This is a genomic window from Candidatus Uabimicrobium amorphum (assembly GCF_009002475.1).
GTDB lineage: Bacteria > Planctomycetota > Uabimicrobiia > Uabimicrobiales > Uabimicrobiaceae > Uabimicrobium > Uabimicrobium amorphum.
Window position 1 is genome coordinate 1,264,685 of sequence record NZ_AP019860.1, and the last position, 20,306, is coordinate 1,284,990.

A 20,306-nucleotide genomic window follows, 5' to 3' on the forward strand; every position below is an offset into this window, starting at 1 on the left:
TTGGAGTCGCTAAATCGTTTCTTACTTATGGCTTACAATAAGCGGAATGCCTTACGTAAAACCCATTCTAAAGTATAAATAGTCAATACTAAAAGAAGAAGCCACATAACCCAATCATTTTTGTCTAGAATGGATTGGGAGCGTACTTGAATGGGGATAGTCTCTTTAATTGGTTCTAAATCAACAAGACTACTTTCTAAGTCATAAATCTTTAAGTATTTACCTTTGGTTTTTTGTGAAAGTTTTTTTAAGTCACTGTCGTTTAGTTCGGATTTTCCTGATTCGGCTAAAGGAGCTTCGACATTGAATAATACGCTAATTTCTTTATCTTCAGGCGTTTTAAACCAAATCTTGTAGTTTCCAACTTCAGATACAACTAAACTACCTTGAAAAGTTCCCGCTTCACTCGGATTTTTTTTGAGCTTTTTCTCTTTGCGTCCACTTCCGGGTGCGGAATAATAGACCAACCATTCTTCTTCGTCAATCTCTTCGTTTTTTCTATTGTCCACAACTTTAAGGGTGATATTGACCATGTCACCAACAACATATTGCGAGTTGTCTACGCGCAAATAATATTGGCGGCCTTTTCCTAACAATATACCTTTCGAAATGTGGCGAATCACTTGCCCCCAAAAACGATAAAAATATCGATCTCCATGGATGTAACGCCATCGCCATGTAGAGTCAATTGCCGAGAAAAACGTTTTTCCACGTCCATAAAACTGTGTCGTGAACAATTTCGATCGCGTTTCGCGATTGAGAGCAAGAATTGTAGCTCCTGGTTTTACCTTGTCCACTGGATAATACCAGTAGTACGGAGGGAGACCAACTCTTTGATTTTCCCATAGCTGGGTGTTTGTTTCGTTTTCGCTAAGGAGTCGCATAATTGAGTGCGTCTTCCCCTCTGCGGTCAAACTAATGCCATAAGGTGTCGCAAAAGGAGGAGTTAATTCATTCGCTGAGTTGACAAAGATCGGTAGTAGTGGAGCCAGATCACTTCCCCAGTATTCTGTGGGATTGTGACGTTCGCCACTAATGAAGACCAATCCACCGCCTTGTTCTTTCACGTAGTCTGTGAGCAGTTTTTGCCTATCAGGATCTAAATGTTCTAAACCAACGTCTCCGATGATGATACAATGATACTCTGCAATCTCTTCTTCTGAAGGAAATCCGCTAATCACCGGCGCGTCGATACTTTTGTCTTGCGGAAAACGCGAGTCGGCAGAAAACAACCACGTATTTGCAGTAATGGTGCGATCGCGAATTAGAGCGTTGCGTAAATATCGGTATTCCCAGCGTGGTGGACCTTCGAGATACAAAACACGCAGTTTTTCTTCGATGATGCGAATGTTGTGTTGGCGAATATTGTTGTCGGTGTTTGCCTCATAAGGCTGCTCGACAACATGAACTGTAATGTTGTAGTCTCCAGGATTTTGAAACGTATGCGGAATAATAATTCGCTGTCTCGTTTCTTCTGGACCAAGAGTCATCGACTTTTCTGCTAGCGTAATCTCACCCCATTTTAAATAAATGGAGACTGTTTCACCTTGATAGCCCACGTGTTTTACTTCGACTTCAAAAGGCACATTATCATCTTTTAATGCCATTTCTGGAGCTTCAACAGCTGTGAGTATTATGTCTTTTTTCTTGAGTGTACTTCCGACACCAACCGTATAAATGGGAATTTCTTTTTGGTAAGCAAATTCTCCTACCTCTTGAGAACTTAGATGTCCCGTGTTGTGCTGGCCATCAGTGAAAACATACACGGCTGTTGTTGTACGACCTTGCATGGAATCAATGGCTTTTTTTATATGGCCATATATATCGGTTTTTTTTCCTTCCGCTTCAATTACTTTCCAATCGGGAGGAAGAGAAAGTTTTGACAATGCAGTGTCGAATTTGAAAAAATGTACATTGCATTCATCTTTCAACTCTTTTAAACGCTTTGAGCCATTTACTATATTCTGAATAATCTCGACGCGTGTTGATTGGTTAATTTCTTTTGTGGAACCGGCCTTGGTAATCGCGGTTACTAATTTTTGTTGTTCTTTTTCATCAGGATAGCGATCTTTTGTGTTCATCGAAACCGAGGAATCCAACAAAAACAACAAGTTGGATTTTTTCACTTCCGAACGGGTTTCTTCCCAAACTGGTTCGCATAGTATTACTAAGAGTATTAGTAGTACTGCAAGACGTAATAACCCTAAGAAGCCCCTGGCAAGTACAGATTGGCAACCCACTTCTCTCTTATAACAGAAGTATATCCACACTAGCATCACTGCCACTACTGTGGCTATTCCCCATTCAGGAATTTCTGTATTAAACTTGAAAGTATGGGTAACTTGCTCATTATTCGCAATAAAGAAGCCAAACATAATTTCCCGTTCTAAATAAAATTTTTATTATAAATATGTAATTACTTGTCGTATCGTCCAAACCACATTGCCATAAATGTTTCAACTAGAGACAACAGAAGTATCAAAAGGAGCATTGGTTTCCAATACTCTGAATCAGAAAGTGGTCCCATTATATTGCTTTTTTCTTTTACGTTTGTCTTAAAGGAGATTTGCACACCGTCTAACAAACCAAGTATTTCTGTTTGTGATACGCGGTGGATATCGCCTTCTTCAGGGTCAACGTTTACAGCAAATAATTCTGTTGTTTCCAATATCTCTTGTTCTTTCATCACTTGTTCAGGTATGTTGAGTTTTAAGTGATAGACTCCTGATTTTAGTGTGTCGCTATATGTGATTTTGTATGGAGGTCCACCTGTATCAGAAGGATAAACTCCTTTTTTGATGGGAGACTTTCCCGGAGCTGTTACTTCTGCGTCTTCACCGACGTAATATGGGAATTCTTTGATAATGGAAGCACCTACAAATAAATTGTTTTTGTCTATTGGTGGACTTACAAGATACTGAATAAATTCGTGAATCATAATTAAAAATACGTAACCAAAACGATCAGAGTGTAAGTTGTTCCAAGCTTTGTCAACTGTTGTTGTCGCTAATATTACTTTGCCATCACCATAAATCTTTTCAATAAACGCCGGATATTTTTTGGGATGGTCAAAAGCCGCGATCACTGTCACTATTTCTTCTTCGTTTTGGTTTTCTTCTTCTTCACTGTCATTCTCCTCTTGAGTTATCTCGACGGGAAAAAATTTATATGTAAAGTAGTTGCGGAAATCCTGAAGAAGATCTTTGTTATTTGCAAAGTAACGCATTGCTTTGTGGTCTTTTTTTACTTCATCGAGTTTGAATGTGGTCTTGTCTTCTAAATCCGAAGCTTTTCCTATGGCTCCCCCAGCTAACTTGCCAGGAAGAACACCAAGACCATCGCGATAAAATTCCAAGTTATAGTAATCTACGGGAACTTTATCTCCCAACCACATAAATAATCCACCACCTTTGCGTACAAATTCTTGCAATTCTTCGAAACGTCTTTCGTCATCGAAGGTTTGTAGATTTGCAAGAATAACTACATCATAATCTTTGAACTTTATTGAGGAAGAAAAACTTCCAATATCAACAACACGTGATTGAATAATACTTTGCTGTGATTGCCCGATGGCTGCAGCTAAGTGATCTGTTTCACTTTCAAATGATTCTTCGCGGCTATCACCATCGATGATGAGTACACGAATGTGTTTGACGACTTTTACAATAAGGTGTCTTTCGTTATCTGCAACTAGATTATCACCTGTTAAATCTACAGTTACGCTATGGCTTCCCATTTTGGGGAAATTGTAGAAAAATGGAATGCGTTGTTGCTCTCCGGCAGATATGGATACGTATTCCGTTCCTTGTTTACCTCTTTTGTCTTTTGCTACAGGGGTTTCACCACTGTTAACAAAAAAGTTTACCGCAATGCCTTCCGCATCCTTGTCGCTATTGTTGCGTATCGTTGCGACAAAACGCGTTAGACCACCAACTCCAATAACACCGTCTGTCTCGATAGACTGAACGGTTAAATTAATCGGGTCTGAGGTAATTCCAACGTCTACCATCGTCAGTTGTGTTTGTTCACCGATTTTTTCCATATTTTTCATAAAACCGAGGCTTTTGCACGCCGCGATCCAAGGTTTACGTTGTAAATCGGTTAAGATAAACACCTTTTTATTTTTCTTCTTTTGTTGTCCGTATTCTGGATTTTCAACAAAATCGCGAAGTAAACTGATAGAACCTACAACATCTGTTCCCATCTCTGAAGGTTCTATGCTTTCCATTTGTTGCAGAATAACGCCCTTTTCGCCAGCAGATACTTTGTGCAGTGCATCAACTATTTTGGGACGTTGGTTCATGGTAATCAAAGATACAAAGTCACCTGATTTGGATTCTTTGACTAGTTTGCGAATACGATCACGGGCTCTCTCTAGTGGAGATGTGTTACCATCACGTACACTCATACTAAATGAGTTATCCAATAGGACAACGTAGTGATCCGTTTTTCGTGTAAATATATCAGCTAAAGCGCTTTCGTTTGCCGTAGGACGTGCAAACATCAAAACGAGTAAAATGATAATGAGAATTCTGATTAATAGTAAGAGGAGGTTTTCCACTAACAAAGAACGTTTATTTTTTTTGTACGCGGCTAATAAAAATTTCATTGCGGCCCATTGTACTGTTTTATAGCGTTTGCGAAACAAAAGATGAATGATAATAGGTATCATCCCCGCAGCAGCAAAGTATAAAATGTTCGCATGTATAAAGTGCAAATTCATCAAGCATTCCTCAATTGTTTAGGATAAATTCGTCGCCTATCTTCTTCCAGCGCGGTTGGCTAAATACGCAGAAAGAGCAACACCCAAATCTTGATCGGTTGTTATCTGTACGTAATCAATTCGGTTGGCCACGCATCCACTCTTTAAATGGGATATAAATTTATTTATCTCTTCTAAATAAGCGTTTCTTATAGCGCGTGGATTGATGATTACTTTACTGTTAACATCTTCTAAACCTTCGAATTGGGTCAATTTTTGTAGTGGAAAATTGATTTCGTCTGGATCGAGAACGTGCATAATAACCACATCGTGTTTGCGGTGACGTAAGTGGCGTAAACCAGCTAAAATATTTCCGGTTTCATCTATAAAATCGGAAAGGATTACAACTAACCCACGTCGCCTAAGTCTTTCACCGACATACTTCAGAACTTCGGAAATATCGGTTTTTTCTTGTGGGGAAACTTCCGCCATAGTTTTGACTATATCGCGTAGGTATGCCGCATTGGATGACGATGGCAATATTTTTTGAATTTTATCGTCAAAAGTACAAAAACCAACCATGTCTTGTTGTCGAAAAACAAGATAGGCTATGCTTGCCGCCACATGGCAAGCATAGTCGTATTTGGACATATTACCTTCGCTAGCGTACTGCATCGAAGCGCTACTATCTAGTAACAAATAAGCTGTTAAACTTGTTTCTTCTTCGTACTCTTTGATGTAGTAACGATTCGAACGCCCGTACACTTTCCAGTCAATGTAACGAATATCGTCTCCTGGAACATATTCGCGGTGCTGTGCAAATTCTACAGAAAATCCGTGAAAGGGGCTTTTGTGTAATCCCGAGATAAAACCTTCTACAATAAGACGCGCTTTGAGTTCCAAGTTGTTTATTTTATTTAAAACTTTAGGATTTAAGTACTTCTGATAATCTTCCATCTTCTGCTGCCTTATCAGGAATAGTTTCAATTAGTTTATCAATTACCTTATCTGGAGTAATTCCTTCTGCGGAAGCACTGTAGTTGGTAATAATACGGTGGCGTAGTACCGGATGGGCTACCGCACGTATATCTTCTGTCGAAACGTAGTTACGGCCGCGCAAAATTGCACGCGCTTTCGCACCAATAATTAGGTATTGACTTGCACGAGGTCCTGCACCCCAGGAAAGCCAGTTTTTAATAAAATCAGGTGCTTCCGGTGTTGTCACACGTGTCATACGCGCGAAACTCATTGCGTATTGAATTTGATGGTCTCCAATAGGAACGCGGCGCACGATTTTTTGTAGTTCCATGATATCTTCTTTCGAAACTACTTGAGAGATGTCTGCATCAGAACCCATTGTGGTCATTTTCATGATCTGTAGTTCTTCCGCCTCTGTAGGATATTCTACAAGTGTATTGAACATAAAACGGTCCAACTGCGCTTCTGGTAGAGGATAGGTTCCCTCTTGTTCTATGGGGTTTTGTGTTGCCAATACGAAGAAGGGCTGTGGAAGGGTATGTTTGCGTCCACCAGCGGTTACTTGGTGTTCTTGCATCGCTTCGAGTAGCGCCGCCTGAGTTTTGGGCGGAGTACGGTTAATTTCGTCGGCAAGAACTACGTTTGCAAAGATAGGTCCTTGCAAAAATTTAAATTGTCTTTGCCCAGATAGCTTATCTTCTTGAATAACTTCGGTCCCCGTAATATCAGAAGGCATCAAGTCCGGAGTAAATTGAATACGCGAAAAAGAAAGAGATAAGGCTTGAGCTAATGTGGATATTAGTTTTGTTTTTGCAAGTCCAGGAACCCCTACAAGTAAACAGTGACCGCGTGAGAAAATCGAGATGAGAACTTCGTCGATTACTCTTTCTTGGCCGACAATTACTTTGCTAATTTCACTTTTTAAAATTTTGTATGCTTTTTGGAGTTTCGCTATAACTTCCTGGTCTTTTTCTTCTGTATTTGTTGGAGCCGTTGTATTTTCCATAGGTTTTCTTTCTACTGGTACATTTTTAGATTCAGTATCATGTGATTCTGAATGGGTACTTTGAACAGAAATTTCATCATTATCGGTTTGTTCTGTAGAAGTAGCGGGTTTTTCTGGCTGGCTACTTTCTGGCGCAACATTTTCTGCTGCTTGATTTTGAGTGGTGGACGCCTCAGTTTCTTGTGTAGTTGTACTCGATGTTTCCTTTTTTTCGTCTTCCTGCGCTTGTGTAGATGTTTCTTCTACTGGTTCTTGGACCGTATCCGGGGTTGCGTTTACAGGCTCACTATCGTCCGGCGAAGTATCTCGTTCTTCGTTGGCCGACGTTTCATCATCGCAAGCATCTTGTTCTTCGCTGGCAGACGTTTCACCATCAGAAGCACCTTGTTCTTCGCTGACAGGCTCGCTATCGTTGGACGAAGTATCTTGGGTTTCGCTGGCAGAAGTTTCATCATCGGAAGAAGTATTTTGTTCGCTATTTTCATTATCTGGTAAAGAGTTTTCTTGAGGTACGCGATCTTGCGTCTCTTTAGGTGATGGACTATTCGAAGTTTCAGAAGATGTCTCTTCAGTATTTTGTACCTCTGTTTGCTGAGTTTCGGAAGATGTTTGTTCTGTGTCCTCAGGGGGAGAACTCTGCGCCGAAACACCAGACTCTTCGCTGATAGTCTCATCGTTAACAGATTTTACCGCCTTAGGGGTATCAAACTCTTCTTCTGGGTCTTCTATCTTTTCCACAGTAGATGACGCGGCATCGGACTCTTGTACTGCGGAGCTTTCATTGTTTCCCAAATTGTTTGTAGGTGTATCCGTCGCAGATACCTCATTATCTTTATCTACGTCTTCCTTTTTTACACCTTCGTCGTTTTGTGACTCACTATTCTGTGCCAAATTGCGATTTTGATCATCTGAATTTTGGCTTCCAAGAGTATTTTCATCTTGAGACATCTGTAACTTCTTTCTATTCAAAATTAATGAGGTTTTGCAAAAAAAAGTATGCTACTTCTACCAGATAAAACGAAATAAGATTTTTTGTTATGTTGGAATATATTTATTGTGTAGTTTTTGAGTCTTCTTCGCGTAAATAAATATGCCATTTGTTTGTCGTAATTTAAGTTCAATGAACGGCCATCTGACTTTCGTATGGCATATAGTAATCGAGTGTCCGTAGGAAAGTATATATTATTGTCACTCATACTGCCTATGCCGTTGATGGCGCCGAAAATATTTTTTTCCCATAAAATTTCGCGCGACTGTTCCTCTTGTAAGGCAACTACCTTTGTTTTGTTGTGATTACCTTGCCCCGCAATATAAACAATACCATTGCGGTCTACTCCCAAAACGCGGTCAAAAACGGTATTTTGTGTATTATCAGGATACACGCGTTGTAAGGCGCCACTGAAGCAATCATAAATGTATAGTTTATCTGAATCAGTGGGGGTGACATACAACTTGCCATTTTTGACAATAGGGGGAACATTTTCCCATTTGATTTTTCTTGGAATTGCATTACTACGCAATTGATATTTTTGTTTTTTGTGATCGTGATATTGATTGAGCCAGTGTATGTGACCATCAACCACATCAATTGCCGCAACTACCCCTAGGTTAGTACAACAGTATATTTTTCCATATCCACTTACAATACCAGAGCCAATGGTTACTTTGTCAGAAGTATTGTAATAATCCTTCTCTATTGCCGAACCAATAAAACGACGCCATAGAAGTTTACCTTTGCGGTTATAGCGCTTTTGGATTTTAGGATCATTGTCGTCGCTAATGTCAAAGCAGTAAACTTCGGTACTTGTTTCGCCCACAAATCGCGTTACACTCGCAAACAGTTTGTTGCCAACAACCACAGGAGAAAAATTAAAATGTTGTTTTGCATTTCCCCATTGCCACAATAATTTGCCACTTTTGGCATCGCGCGCACAGATTCTGGAAAACTTACTATTGTCTTTTCTCTGTGTGGTAAAGTAGTAAACATTACCGTTGTTGTATGTCGCGGTTGTATAGCGCGGATTATTTTTAAAATTGCGCGGGCTTAAAGGGATATCATCCACAGCCCATTTGGGTTTCATGAACATACTTTTTTGTGGAAGTATATCATTTAAATCGACGCAAATCAATTTATTTGGGCGTCTTATATATGCCAGATTATTCGCGAATATGGGTAAAGATATTTGAGTCGAAGCATTTCTGTAACGATAAGATGCGGTGCTCGATCGTCTGATTTTGCTAAAGTCAAAGTCTGGTGTCGTACCACTATTCGCATTGTTCCCTCGAAAAGAAAACCATCCATTTCCCGGTTTGTGACTAAATTTTTTCGGGATTTCTTGTAAAAACTTTCCAATGGAGGTATTTTCTCCGCCAATTGTCATTTTCTTATTACTTTTACGATATCTAGAGCTCAAGTGTTTGTAAATATGCATATCTTTATTCAAATATGCGGCAATGGCAATCTTGGCAACGGTGAGAATTCTTTGATAATTCGGGAAGTATTGGATGCTTGTTCTCCAGGCATTTAAGGCTTGATCAATTCGCCCACAGGCAAAATATAAATCCCCCAGTTGCACCAACATACCTTCATGGTGCAACTGTAGCGGATTTTTGGCTAAAAATTCTTCAACTATTTTGGGGTTGTAGTTCTTCCAAGATAACTGCAAAGCTGTATTTCGGTCCTTGGCAAAAGAAACTAAACGTTTCTTTACGTCAGGAGAAATTTGTTTCAGCAATGCATGTAGATACGGACGCATACCTATGTTTAGACCGCGGGCAATATTTTCATACTGAATTTGCCATAGCTTGGCAACGGGCTTTTTGTAACTCCCACTTAAAATCTCGAGCTGTTTAGGAGTTAGCATTAAATCAAAATTATCAAATATCTCCCTTATATATATATTTGATTGCGGCTTTTGATTGTTCTTTTGAAAAGAAAAATTTTGCCCCTTGTATTTGTAAATAATGCTTTCGAGATTTTTTAATTCGCTAATATTGCTACTTCGGTATTTTGTCACGATTCCGGAACATATTTTTAAAATTTTGCTATACTCGCTAGCAGCGTATTCAACGTCGCTACTAATTTGTTTCGATATAGCATTATCTATACGCTCTTCTATCTCGATATCTTTTTCGATATATATGGTGCGTTTTTGGACTTGCTGCGTCCACACACTCCCAATTAAGAACATACAAATCAAAACATAAGAAGAATTTTTCATATTTGGGCCTCTACTTGATACCTCTTGCTTTTTTAGTTTCGTACAGCAAGGTGGATATATCTTCCATTTTTTGGGTGAATTTAAACTGTGTCTTTTCTTCTATATCTTGATACATCTTTTGTGCAGATTTCAAAAGTTTTTCTGCTTTTTCTAAATCTGCTTTAAGCTTGTTCACCATCAGTGGCTTCGCTTGGGCTATTTTTTCGTCTGCTTTTGCGATAAAACTGTCGACTTTCTGCATGGTGGTGTACCAGTTTTGCCAACTTTTCGTATTCGCTTCGACCGGCTTTTGTTGGTGGCAAGCACGGCATTTTTTGCGATACTCTTCTAAGGCTTTGTGTAAGCGCTCTTTGGCATCACCATCTTGCATTTGGTTAAAACCACTGATAAACAGTTTTAAATTACCTTCCTGTGGAGAATGCTTCATGTAACGTTCGATGATCACAAATAGCTTTTCGCGTTTTGTCAGAGTTCTGCTTTCTTCTCTTTCGCGTTCCGCTCTTGTTAATGGTTTGTTCCTCTTCTTCTTTTTAGGAGGTGTCGGTGTCTTTTTTATTAGTGCAACAAGCAGTTTGCTGTCTTTGGTCGACATTTTAAAAGGAGAAGTTTCCGTGTAGCGGAACAACAACTCAAAGTACTCACCGGCAATCTTTTGGTTTGTTTTGTGACGGTGCATGACTCTAAAAATTTGTTCGACGGTTTCTTGTATTTTTTGGTCTTTCAAAAGATACAAATAGTATTCATTGAGTAGTTTTGCTGTGAGTGTTAAGATCACTTTACTATTACTATCGACAAAGGAGTTTTCCAGTACTTTGGTCGGAATTTCAGAGTCGCCTATTTTCACAAGGGCTTCTGCGGCACTTGTGGCCACTAGTTCAGATTTGTGTCTTAGTAATTTGAACAAACGATCAATGTATTGATCATCGCCAAACACACCTAGCGTACGTGCTGCGGCAGCTTTTTCCTCTTCGTTGTCGTTGTTCAATAACTTACGTATAGAACCACGAAAACGGTTTACATAATTATCTCCCGAAGGCTTTGTACACTTACCTATAACGCCAATAATGTCTATGATACGCGCGCGTTCTACGGCACTTTGACTATCAATAAGTTTACTGTCAACCATTTCCACCAACGCCGATGCATAAGGATGTAGCACTTGATTTTGGCGATGAATTTCAAGAATGTAAGTTGCTTTTTGTACAACATCACGGTTTTTATCTACCCCAAGTTTAATAATTCCTTCGGCAGCTTTTTGTTCTGTGTAGTTAGATAGCGCTTCGATGATATATATCTTCTTTTCAGCGCTTATTTCTTTGTCAACTTCTTCAAGAAGAATGTTTAAAGCCTCTGGAGTTTTTGTTTGTCCAAGAGCATTTATGATGTATTGCTGTTGTTCTCCCGAAGTTTTCTTCAAATCTTCTCTCAAGGTAGCAACAGCTTTTTCTTCCATAAAGCCTGCCGCGGTTGCCGCAAGGGTTTTTAAACGCTCATCTTTACTGAGAAGAGCTGGGCTCAAAATTTTCATGCTCTCTTCATTTTTGAAGTAGCGTATCAAAGCCAATGTACCTATTTTTTCGTTTTCCTTCATCGCAGGATATTTTTTGATTAATTCGGGCAAACATCCTTCGCCTTCTCGTAAAATGGGAACCAAAACAGGGTCATTGCGCGGATCAAAATTTTGTAGATCTTCTGGAATGTCAAAATTCTTCAAGTCGCCCACTAAACGAATCGGAGCTTGAGAATCGTACCAGTATGTAAATCCTACACCACCACCTACGATGAGTAGTAACACCAAAAGCGGGATTAAAGATCTTTCTTTTACGCTGCGATAAACGCGACCCTTCATTTTCTTTTCGCGCTTTTTGATCCCTAGCTTAGGAAATTTTATTTTTCTCGGCGGTTTGGGTGGTTTGGGTTGGCGTACTTTTGGCGCCTTTTCTTGTTTGACTTTTACTGGTTTCGCTTTTTTGGCCGGCTTGGCTTTTTTCGGCGGTCTTGCTTGTTTTACCGGCCTTGTTGCTTTCTTTGCAACTCTTTTTTCACCTGTAGTACTCGATTTCATACGCGGCGTTGTTCCTGTTGATTTCCTCTTGCCGCTGGCAGGTACCTTTCCTGTTTTTACACGAGGTTTTGCGGTTGCGGAAGTTCTGCTTGATGTTCGTGAAGTGCTCGAACTTCTTTTCTTTTTTATTTTATCACGATCTAAAGACACGACTAACTCCTCAAAACATTGGAGATAAAATGTTAATAAGTTTCGGCTAATGATATCATTTGCATAGGGAACTTGTCAAGTATGATAGTAGGCGCGTTGCCATTATCTGACACTTTTATGTAGTAGAGCTTTTTGCTATAATTATCCCTCATTTGTCAAGTTAAGGAATTTCTATGCATACAAAGATACAGGTTATTTCAAATATAACTCTTGGAATCTGTTGGATTTACCAAGGTTTACTACCTAAGATTATTGCCCGCCATCCGCAAGAAATTGCCATGGTCACACACAGTGGTTTCTTTACAGAGAATCAAGCGGTTACGATGGTGATCTGCGCAGGTATTGCCGAATGTATTTTTGGAATACTTTTTTTTATAATCCCGTCTCATAAAATGCTACATTTTTTGAACATCGCAGCGTTGACAATGCTATTTGTCGCAGCGTTTTTTACGGCGCATGAATTGTTTATTTTTCCCTTTAACCCCGCAACTTTAAGTATTACAATGATCGCATTATCACTTATTTCTTTAGAGGCAAGGAAGACCGATGAAAAACAACGTTTATAACATTATACATCACGGCGCTGTCGATGGTGTCACTGGTTCCTGTCACGAATTGAATATCGCAGGTAAAGACGGTATTCTCGTTGACTGTGGTTTATTCCAAGGTGAAGAAAAATCCATGGATGGGGCAGGGGCGAATCAGTTAGAAATAGAGTTTCCTATTGAGCATATACGCGCTTTGGTTGTTACACATTGCCATATCGATCATGTGGGTCGCATTCCGTATTTACTAGCTGCGGGATTTGAGGGGCCGATTATTTGTACAATTCCTACAGCCAAGTTATTACCTCTTATTTTGGAAGATGCTTTGCACATTGGTGTTACGAAAAACAAGAGTTTGATAGATCGCTTTCTTAAAATTATTGAAGAGAGAATTGTCGCTGTGGAGTATGGCAAGTGGCATGACATCGCATTGACGGCAAAAGGCAAGGAACTGAAAATTAAGTTTTCGCCCGCAGGGCATGTGATTGGTTCCGCATATGTCGAGTGTGAATTACAGGAGAAAAAGAATACCCATCAAATTCTTTTCTCCGGAGATTTGGGAGCAACGCACACACCGATTCTTATCTCGCCAAACGCTCCGAAGGGAACGGATGTACTTATCTTAGAAAGCACTTATGGTGATAAAAACCACAAGGGGCGCAAGGAGAGACGCGAGGTACTAAAGTCGATTATTGAGCACTGTTTTCGCGATCGCGGCGTGGTGATTATACCTGCTTTTAGTATTGGTCGTACTCAAGAACTCCTCTATGAGTTTGAGCATATTATTCATGAGTTTGGTGAAAATAAAGCTCATGACAAGGGAAACTGGGAAGACGTCGAAGTTGTGATCGATTCTCCCTTGGCAAATAACTTTACCGAAGTATACAAAACATTACGCGATTATTGGGATTATGAAGCTCAGGATCGTATAAAAGAAGGTCGGCATCCATTGGCATTTGACCAAATGACGACGATTGGAGATCATGAAGAGCACCTTTCAACTGTGAAGTATTTGAAAAAAACAGCACGTCCCACAATTGTGATTGCTGCGAGTGGTATGTGTACGGGGGGACGCGTTGTCAACTATCTAAAGAGCTTATTAGATGATTCGCGTACGGATGTGGTATTTGTCGGTTATCAATCTTATGGTACTCCTGGTAGGGATATTCAAAAATACGGACCACGTAACGGTTATGTAGAATTAGATGGAAAACGCTATGATATCAATGCACAAGTGTATACATTGCGTGGGTATTCTGCACATGCTGATCAGGAAGGGTTGTTGAATTTTGTGCGCGATATGGAGAAAAAACCCAAGGAAATACGCCTTGTTCACGGAGATGATCGCACAAAGCGCGCATTTAAAGAGGTTTTAGAAAAGGAATTTCCCAATATTGAAATTCTCATTCCGTAGACAACAAAACCGGAGTCTTTTAAAACTCCGGTTTTGTAAAATGTATTTAGCTGGTTTTTACTTCTATTCTCGTTTTTTTATCTTCGGCTATTTGTTGTTTTCCTAAAGTAACCTCTAGTACACCATTGCGAAATGTCGCATCAATTTTGGCGGCGTCTATGTTTTTAGGAAAAGGAATACTGCGATAAAAAGAACCATAACTTCTTTCGCTGTAGTAACTACCCTTTTCTTTCTTTTCCGTTTCGTTCTTTTTTTCACCCTTAATGCTGAGTACATTGTCTTCAAAATTCACTTCCACATCTTTTTCGGTCAAACCGGGAAGCTCAGCACTTACATGGTAGGAATTTTCATCTTCTTTGACATCCATACTCGGTGAAAAGCTCATCTCTTTGAACATTTTGTTGCTGCTTGGAAAAGAAAACGGATCTTTCCAAAAGTTTTCGAATAGATCGTTCATATGTTTTTGGAAAGTATCAATGGTATTTTTGTTATTTTTGGATAGAAAACTCATAGCTAGTCCTCCTAATCGATAAAATATAGCTTACTGTTTAACGATGGATTTGTATTACCTATCTTAAAGTTATGAATTTTTATATAAAGGAATTCATTCATTGTTTAATTAAATATGCAAGATCTATGCCAAAAATTTACTGGAAAGGAGCTGTCAATTTGAAAATATTGAAAAAAAAGGATATAGCGTCTTAAATTGCCGTGGTTATTCTTGTACAATGAAAACATACTTGTTAATTTGTCTTAAACACTGTTAAATGTTCTGTTAACGATGTATCAACGCTTACGAACACAGTTTTGTCACTTGAATTTCTGTTCCTTTTCAGAGAAAAAACGATGCATAAAAATATCATATTCGTCATTGGTCTCACCGGTGTGGGAAAAAGCTCTACTCTTGAGGTTTTACTGCATAACAATTCCCAGTTTTTACTTCTTCCTAATCGCCGCAAACTAACAGACGACATCATTATTCCCCATATCCAAAAAATGCGTGGGGAAGAATTGCAAAAAGTGGGGGATCGCGCCAAAAGGTTTGAAATGACAGCAGCATACCGCGAAATTTTTCCCGATGGAATGGCGCATGTCGTCGCGGTGTATTTACAACAACGCGAATTTTCAACCGCGTCAACATTGGTTTTTGACAATCTGCGTGGAGTAAATGAGGTACGCGGAGCAATAGAAAAATTTCCTGAAACAACGCGATTTGTGATGTTGGACGCTCCCGAAGAAGTTCGTTTACAGCGCTTGTTGGGTCGACAAGACGAGTTTGATCAAGTTACGCTCGAAAATATTATGCAACATGACGCTGCGGTAGATGGTGTTTCGGCACAGGAGTTGGCGAAAGCCAAAAAAATTATCCATAGTGAAAAGCAGAATTACGATGCGCAAAAAACGGCGGCATTTTTAAAAGAAAATCTTTCCCGCAAACGACTTTGCTATGTGGATACGAGTAACCACAACATTACACAGGTTAATGAGATTATCCAGGAGTGGCTACAATGTACATAAAAAGAATAGAAACAACTCCCTTTGAACTCGAAATGCATGGAGCATTGCGCTGGGGAAAGTTTGGAGAATTGAAGTCCATAGAACATATGCTGGTTAAAGTGGAAGACCAAGAAGGGAATATTGGTATTTCTGAAGCCCCTGTACGTCCTACAATATATGGTGAAACGCGTGAGAGTATCACCGCAATCGTTCAGCTATTTTCGACAAAACTCATTGGACTTTCTAGCGATGACGAAGAAATATACAATGTGCTCGACAGCATTCCCAACAATCACTGCGCAAAAGGGGCGATTGATATGGCGATTTACGATCTCCGCGCCAAGCAGCGACAACAAAATATTGTGGATGCCTATGCCGGAGAAAAAAATCAAATTCGCGTAAGTTATATATTGGGAATTAGTAATATCGAAACAATGCTTCAGGAGGCAAAGAGAGTCTTTGCCAACGGTGTGAGTGTGTTCAAAATAAAAATAGGTCGTGACAGCCAGCACGATGAACAAATTATTCAAGCGTTGAAAACAGAGTTTTCGGATGAAGTAATTTTATATGTCGATGCCAATGAAACTTTGGACGCCAAAGAAGCCCCGGCACGTTTAGAAAAGCTGGCAAACTTAGGCGTTGCGTACATCGAAGAACCATTACCTGTACACCTAATCAAAGAAAGAGAATATCTGAGATCTTTGGAAATTTTGCCGATTATTGGTGATGATTCTTGTTTTACCCTAAACGATTTGCAACGTGAATTACAATGCAATACATTCGATATCCTTAATATAAAAACCGCACGCAGTGGTTTTTACTATTCGTTTAAAATGCTCGAAGAGGCAAAAAAACACCATAAAGGTGTCATGCTCGGTTCCCAGGCGAGTTGTGGTTTGGGAACAATTTTTTGTGCCATAATGGCGAGCCAGGAAGGTGTAACGCATCCTTGTGAACTCAGCTTTCCATTAAAACTCAAGACACATATGCTACAGAAACCAATCAACTACAACAATGGTTTTTTAGACATCCATAGTTTGCGCGATTACAAATTGCTTTGTGAACTATGATCTCCGGGTCCATTTGCGAGCTCAAAAACAATATTCTGTTTTTTCACGTTATTTTATCGTAATTGTGAAATAAACCACCAAATCCATTGGAGTTTATTATGAAAAAAGAGATGTTCATTACGTACATTCTAGAGACTTTAGGGTGGATCAATGAAGCGACAACACAGCAGTTTGCCAAAACAAACTTTGTGAGTGTATACGGCTATCTCAATACGCAGCAACAACAGAAAGACCAATTAAATTTTCATTATTGGTATATTGAATTTTTGCTGTTGACCAAACTCGAAGAAACAGAAGTCGTCGACAATGCCAAATGTGCATTATGGTTTTACGACAATTTGCATCGTGTTGCGGCGAAAAAACCCTATATCAGCTTGATACGCTGCGATGTTCTTTCTGTTACTCTGGCAAAAAGTCTCGCTTCACAGATGCTCAAAGAGGGAATATTCGATATCGATAGTATGAAAATCTTTTTGCAAGCCATACAAATTCCGTCCGAACCTTCCGAGGGAATAGACATCGAAAGGGCATATCAGTATCTACAAAAGTTTTCTAAAAAAGTAGACGCTTATCGCAATACCCAAGGCGAATTGACGCGTGTGGGACACTATAAGGTTCTTTCTGAATTAGGCCGTGGAGGAATGGGGATCGTCTTTAAGGCTTTAGACACGAAGTTAAATCGTTTTGTGGCACTGAAAGTGATTACAAATCAACGTGTATCTGAATTAAATGTACGACGATTCATCCAAGAAACAAAAGCCGTGGCGGCACTTCAGCATCCCAACATCATTCAAATTTTTGATGCAGGGCAGGAGCCTAAGATGTATTTTGCGATGGAATATGTGAATGGCCAAAGTATGCGCGACAAGCTGTCAGAACTCCAGGGAAAATACCAAGACTGTGCGATTATTATGCAAAAGCTATGTAGTGCTTTGCAATATGTACACGAAAAACGCATTATTCACCGCGATATCAAACCGGACAATATAATGTTGGACGAGGCAGGTGAGCCTAAATTGATGGACTTTGGTTTGGCGAAAATGATTGATGAGAACAATAGTTTGTCGCGACAAGGAGATGTTGTGGGGACACCGTTTTATATGTCTCCCGAACAAACACAGGGACAAAAAGTCGATTCTCGCTCTGACATATATTCTTTAGGCGCCTCTTTTTATCAAATGTTAACTGGACGTACGGTTTTTCAGGGGAATATGTATATTCAAATCGTATATAAAATTTGTAATGATGACCCCATCGCTCCGCGCATGCTCGACTCGGATATCCCCAAAGATTTGGAGCTTATATGTCTAAAGTGCTTGGAGAAAAGTAAAGAGCGTCGCTATCAAACGGCACAGGATTTAAAGCAAGACATCGAGAACTATCTCCAGCACAAGCCTATTTCGGTAAAAGTAAATATTTTGCACAACATGCGCAAATGGTGTTATCGTCACAAGTTCTTGACGGCAAGCATTTTCTTGGCAGCTATTTTGATGGCGGTGATCGGTTGGTTTTCTATCGAAAAATCGAGAACAAACCAACGTTTGACAAAATTAATCGGGCAATTAGAAACGAACAATATCGAAAAGGAACACGCTTTAGCACAGTTGGAAAAAAACAACGTAGAAAAAGCACATGCTTTGGCCAAATCGCAGAAGCAACTGGTAACGGCGCATATCAAAATGGCAGAGTATCAATTTTTGCAGAGAAAGATGTCTCGGGCCAAAGACGAACTTTTCGCGGCCAAGGAAATTTCTGAAAAGATTGAACTGCCAGCGCAACAAAAAGCGTATGTTGATTTACTTCTTGAGTATTCTGTAGCGCCAACGATACCCATTGTGAAAAGAAGTACCCCTCTAGAGGCCAAAAGCATATCGTATGTTCATAAAGCTTATGTCGACGAAAATTACATTAGTCTGTCATCGAATCAACGTATTTTTGTTTGGAAAAGAGGCAGCAAAACGTTGAAGGAAGAGGAGGCAATCGTCACAAAAGGTGTTCACTATACGATATGTGGCGATTACTTAGTGTGTACTTGGCAAACGGATATTAAAATTATGCACCTAAAGACGATGAAAGAGAAAACTTATGCGTTTCCTGAGGTACGTAATATTCACCATTTGGCATTTTCGCCTCGGACAAAGTGGATTGCCATTAAGGCATACGAGAGATTAATACTTTTCCATATTGTAACACGTAAAAAAATAGAAATAGATACCAAGCATCGTATCTCGGATTCAAACCCTATTTATTTCGATAAAAGTGGTACGTTGCTAATTGGAGGAATTGAAAGCTCTATTGCTACCTGGGAATTAAAAAAAGACGCGTGGAGTATTACCAGTAGTGTTTCGTTTTTAGGACGTCAAGTCCACGCCAATCGCTTATCTCCAGATCGCAAGTTATTATTCTACGGCGACGATCAAGGAGAGCTGACTATTTTGCAGCTGGCGGGCAAGATGAGTTCCTCCGTCAATTATCACAAAACGAAAATTGTCGATATCACCTTTAACCAAAGCGGACGTCTCTTTGCCACTGCGGAAAAGGAAGGCAAGGTAATTTTGTGGGACCAAGTTTCCGTAAAGCCAATCGTAATGTACGACACCGGTTTACTGATTTCGCATGTTCACTTTGTTGGTAAGCAAAGTATCGGAGTGATTGGTTTTCGCGAAGGTAAATTCACCTATGAGGAATTTTTGGTCGAAAAAAACCTGGATGGCGACTATGCCGTGCACAAGAAAAAAGATCTCATCGCTGTTTTGAATAAGCTAGCGATCAAATCGTCTGCGTTTCGCAATTTGTTGCATCTAAGTCCAAAAGGAAAGTACATTGCTGTTAGTTACAATACCGTGGTTTTTTTATGGGACAGATCCCAAAAATTTGAAAAATTCTTTGTTGTGGACAATAACTTTTTATATGGCGAGGTCCGCGAACTGGACTTCAGTCCCGACGAGAAAAAAATGTCCCTTTTTTACACCGACGGACGCATTGTTGTTTTGGAAACAGCTACGATGAAAGTAATCGCTGATATTAAACCAACTACATACCGTCGCGGAATGCATGAAGGTTTTGCGATTTTTTCCACAGATAGTTCTCACTTACTCTTCACGCAGAGACAGAAAAACGACGCGTACAAAATATACAGCTACCATCTCAAAAATCATACAAAAAAATATATACAAAAAGCCAAGTATATCATCACAAAGCGCCTTATCGTTGGCGACCAACTCGTTGTGGGAACCATGATGGGTAAAGTAGAAATCTATACAATTTCTGCCACAAGCATTCGTAAACATCTCGATTTTAGTACAAAAATAAATGAGAGAGTCCAAGCGATTGCGTGGACACCAAAAAGATTAGCACTATACATAAGAGATACGAATGCAATACAGGTATATACGAAAAAACAAAATACCTATGCGTTTGAAAAGTCCATTCCCGTATATGGAAAAGTAAATTTTCTTTCCTTTTCCCCACGAGGAAACAAGTTGGCTATTTTTCAATTCGACCGCATATATCTCTACGATGTCGATTATGATGCGAAGGTAGAAATCTTGGCGGGTTACTTCAAAGGTGGTGCCGCCGTTGTTTTACCATCATGGGAGTTTTTAGCAGTACCATCGCACTATGGTAATGTGATCACGATGAAAATGAAACGTTAACC

12 protein-coding genes are annotated in these 20,306 nt (G+C 39.6%); 5 read left to right on the forward strand and 7 right to left on the reverse strand.

Annotation, left to right across the window (positions count from 1 at the left end):
* Positions 1–32: 32 nt before the first annotated feature.
* Genes UABAM_RS04380 through UABAM_RS04405 form a run of 6 tightly spaced genes read right to left on the reverse strand, consistent with a single transcriptional unit; the run spans position 33 to position 12,122 of the window.
* Positions 33–2,375 (reverse strand): VWA domain-containing protein, encoded by a 2,343-nt coding sequence (locus UABAM_RS04380; RefSeq protein WP_151966782.1) that lies wholly within the window; start codon positions 2,373–2,375, stop codon positions 33–35.
* A gap of 41 nt (positions 2,376–2,416) precedes the next feature.
* The gene (locus UABAM_RS04385) at positions 2,417–4,723 is read right to left on the reverse strand and encodes a VWA domain-containing protein (RefSeq protein ID WP_151966783.1); all 2,307 of its coding nucleotides are present in this window, start codon (positions 4,721–4,723) and stop codon (positions 2,417–2,419) included.
* Between the two features lie 36 nt (positions 4,724–4,759).
* The gene (locus UABAM_RS04390; protein WP_151966784.1) at positions 4,760–5,659 is read right to left on the reverse strand and encodes a DUF58 domain-containing protein; all 900 of its coding nucleotides are present in this window, start codon (positions 5,657–5,659) and stop codon (positions 4,760–4,762) included.
* Positions 5,628–7,634, reverse strand: coding sequence for an AAA family ATPase (locus UABAM_RS33880; RefSeq protein WP_261343962.1), 2,007 nt, complete (start codon positions 7,632–7,634; stop codon positions 5,628–5,630). Before UABAM_RS33880 ends, UABAM_RS04390 begins: the two co-directional genes overlap by 32 nt.
* A gap of 23 nt (positions 7,635–7,657) precedes the next feature.
* On the reverse strand, positions 7,658–9,907 hold the full coding sequence (locus UABAM_RS04400; RefSeq protein ID WP_151966785.1) for an outer membrane protein assembly factor BamB family protein: 2,250 nt from the start codon (positions 9,905–9,907) through the stop codon (positions 7,658–7,660).
* Positions 9,908–9,917: 10 nt separating this feature from the next.
* Positions 9,918–12,122 carry a HEAT repeat domain-containing protein gene (locus UABAM_RS04405; protein ID WP_151966786.1) on the reverse strand — a complete coding sequence of 735 codons (2,205 nt, stop codon included), beginning with the start codon at positions 12,120–12,122 and terminating at the stop codon, positions 9,918–9,920.
* 173 nt (positions 12,123–12,295) lie between these two features.
* Here UABAM_RS04405 and UABAM_RS04410 point away from each other — a divergent pair, with 173 nt between their 5' ends.
* Both UABAM_RS04410 and UABAM_RS04415 read left to right on the forward strand, forming a co-directional pair.
* Positions 12,296–12,688, forward strand: a complete 393-nt coding sequence (locus UABAM_RS04410; RefSeq protein WP_151966787.1) for a DoxX-like family protein — start codon at positions 12,296–12,298, stop codon at positions 12,686–12,688.
* On the forward strand, positions 12,669–14,081 hold the full coding sequence (locus UABAM_RS04415; protein ID WP_151966788.1) for an MBL fold metallo-hydrolase RNA specificity domain-containing protein: 1,413 nt from the start codon (positions 12,669–12,671) through the stop codon (positions 14,079–14,081). The genes UABAM_RS04410 and UABAM_RS04415 overlap by 20 nt, the downstream gene beginning before the upstream one ends.
* A gap of 46 nt (positions 14,082–14,127) precedes the next feature.
* On the opposite strand, the gene UABAM_RS04420 is transcribed toward UABAM_RS04415, so the two are convergent.
* Positions 14,128–14,592, reverse strand: coding sequence for an Hsp20/alpha crystallin family protein (locus UABAM_RS04420; protein ID WP_151966789.1), 465 nt, complete (start codon positions 14,590–14,592; stop codon positions 14,128–14,130).
* A gap of 335 nt (positions 14,593–14,927) precedes the next feature.
* On the opposite strand from UABAM_RS04420, the gene UABAM_RS04425 reads away from it, so the two are divergent.
* From UABAM_RS04425 to UABAM_RS04435, 3 genes are all read left to right on the forward strand, one after another.
* Positions 14,928–15,599 (forward strand): nucleoside/nucleotide kinase family protein, encoded by a 672-nt coding sequence (locus tag UABAM_RS04425; RefSeq protein WP_151966790.1) that lies wholly within the window; start codon positions 14,928–14,930, stop codon positions 15,597–15,599.
* The gene (locus tag UABAM_RS04430; RefSeq protein ID WP_151966791.1) at positions 15,590–16,648 is read left to right on the forward strand and encodes a mandelate racemase/muconate lactonizing enzyme family protein; all 1,059 of its coding nucleotides are present in this window, start codon (positions 15,590–15,592) and stop codon (positions 16,646–16,648) included. Before UABAM_RS04425 ends, UABAM_RS04430 begins: the two co-directional genes overlap by 10 nt.
* A 98-nt stretch (positions 16,649–16,746) precedes the next feature.
* A complete protein-coding gene (locus UABAM_RS04435) occupies positions 16,747–20,304 on the forward strand; it encodes a WD40 repeat domain-containing serine/threonine protein kinase (protein ID WP_151966792.1) in 3,558 nt (1,185 codons plus the stop codon).
* The last annotated feature ends 2 nt before the right edge of the window (positions 20,305–20,306 follow it).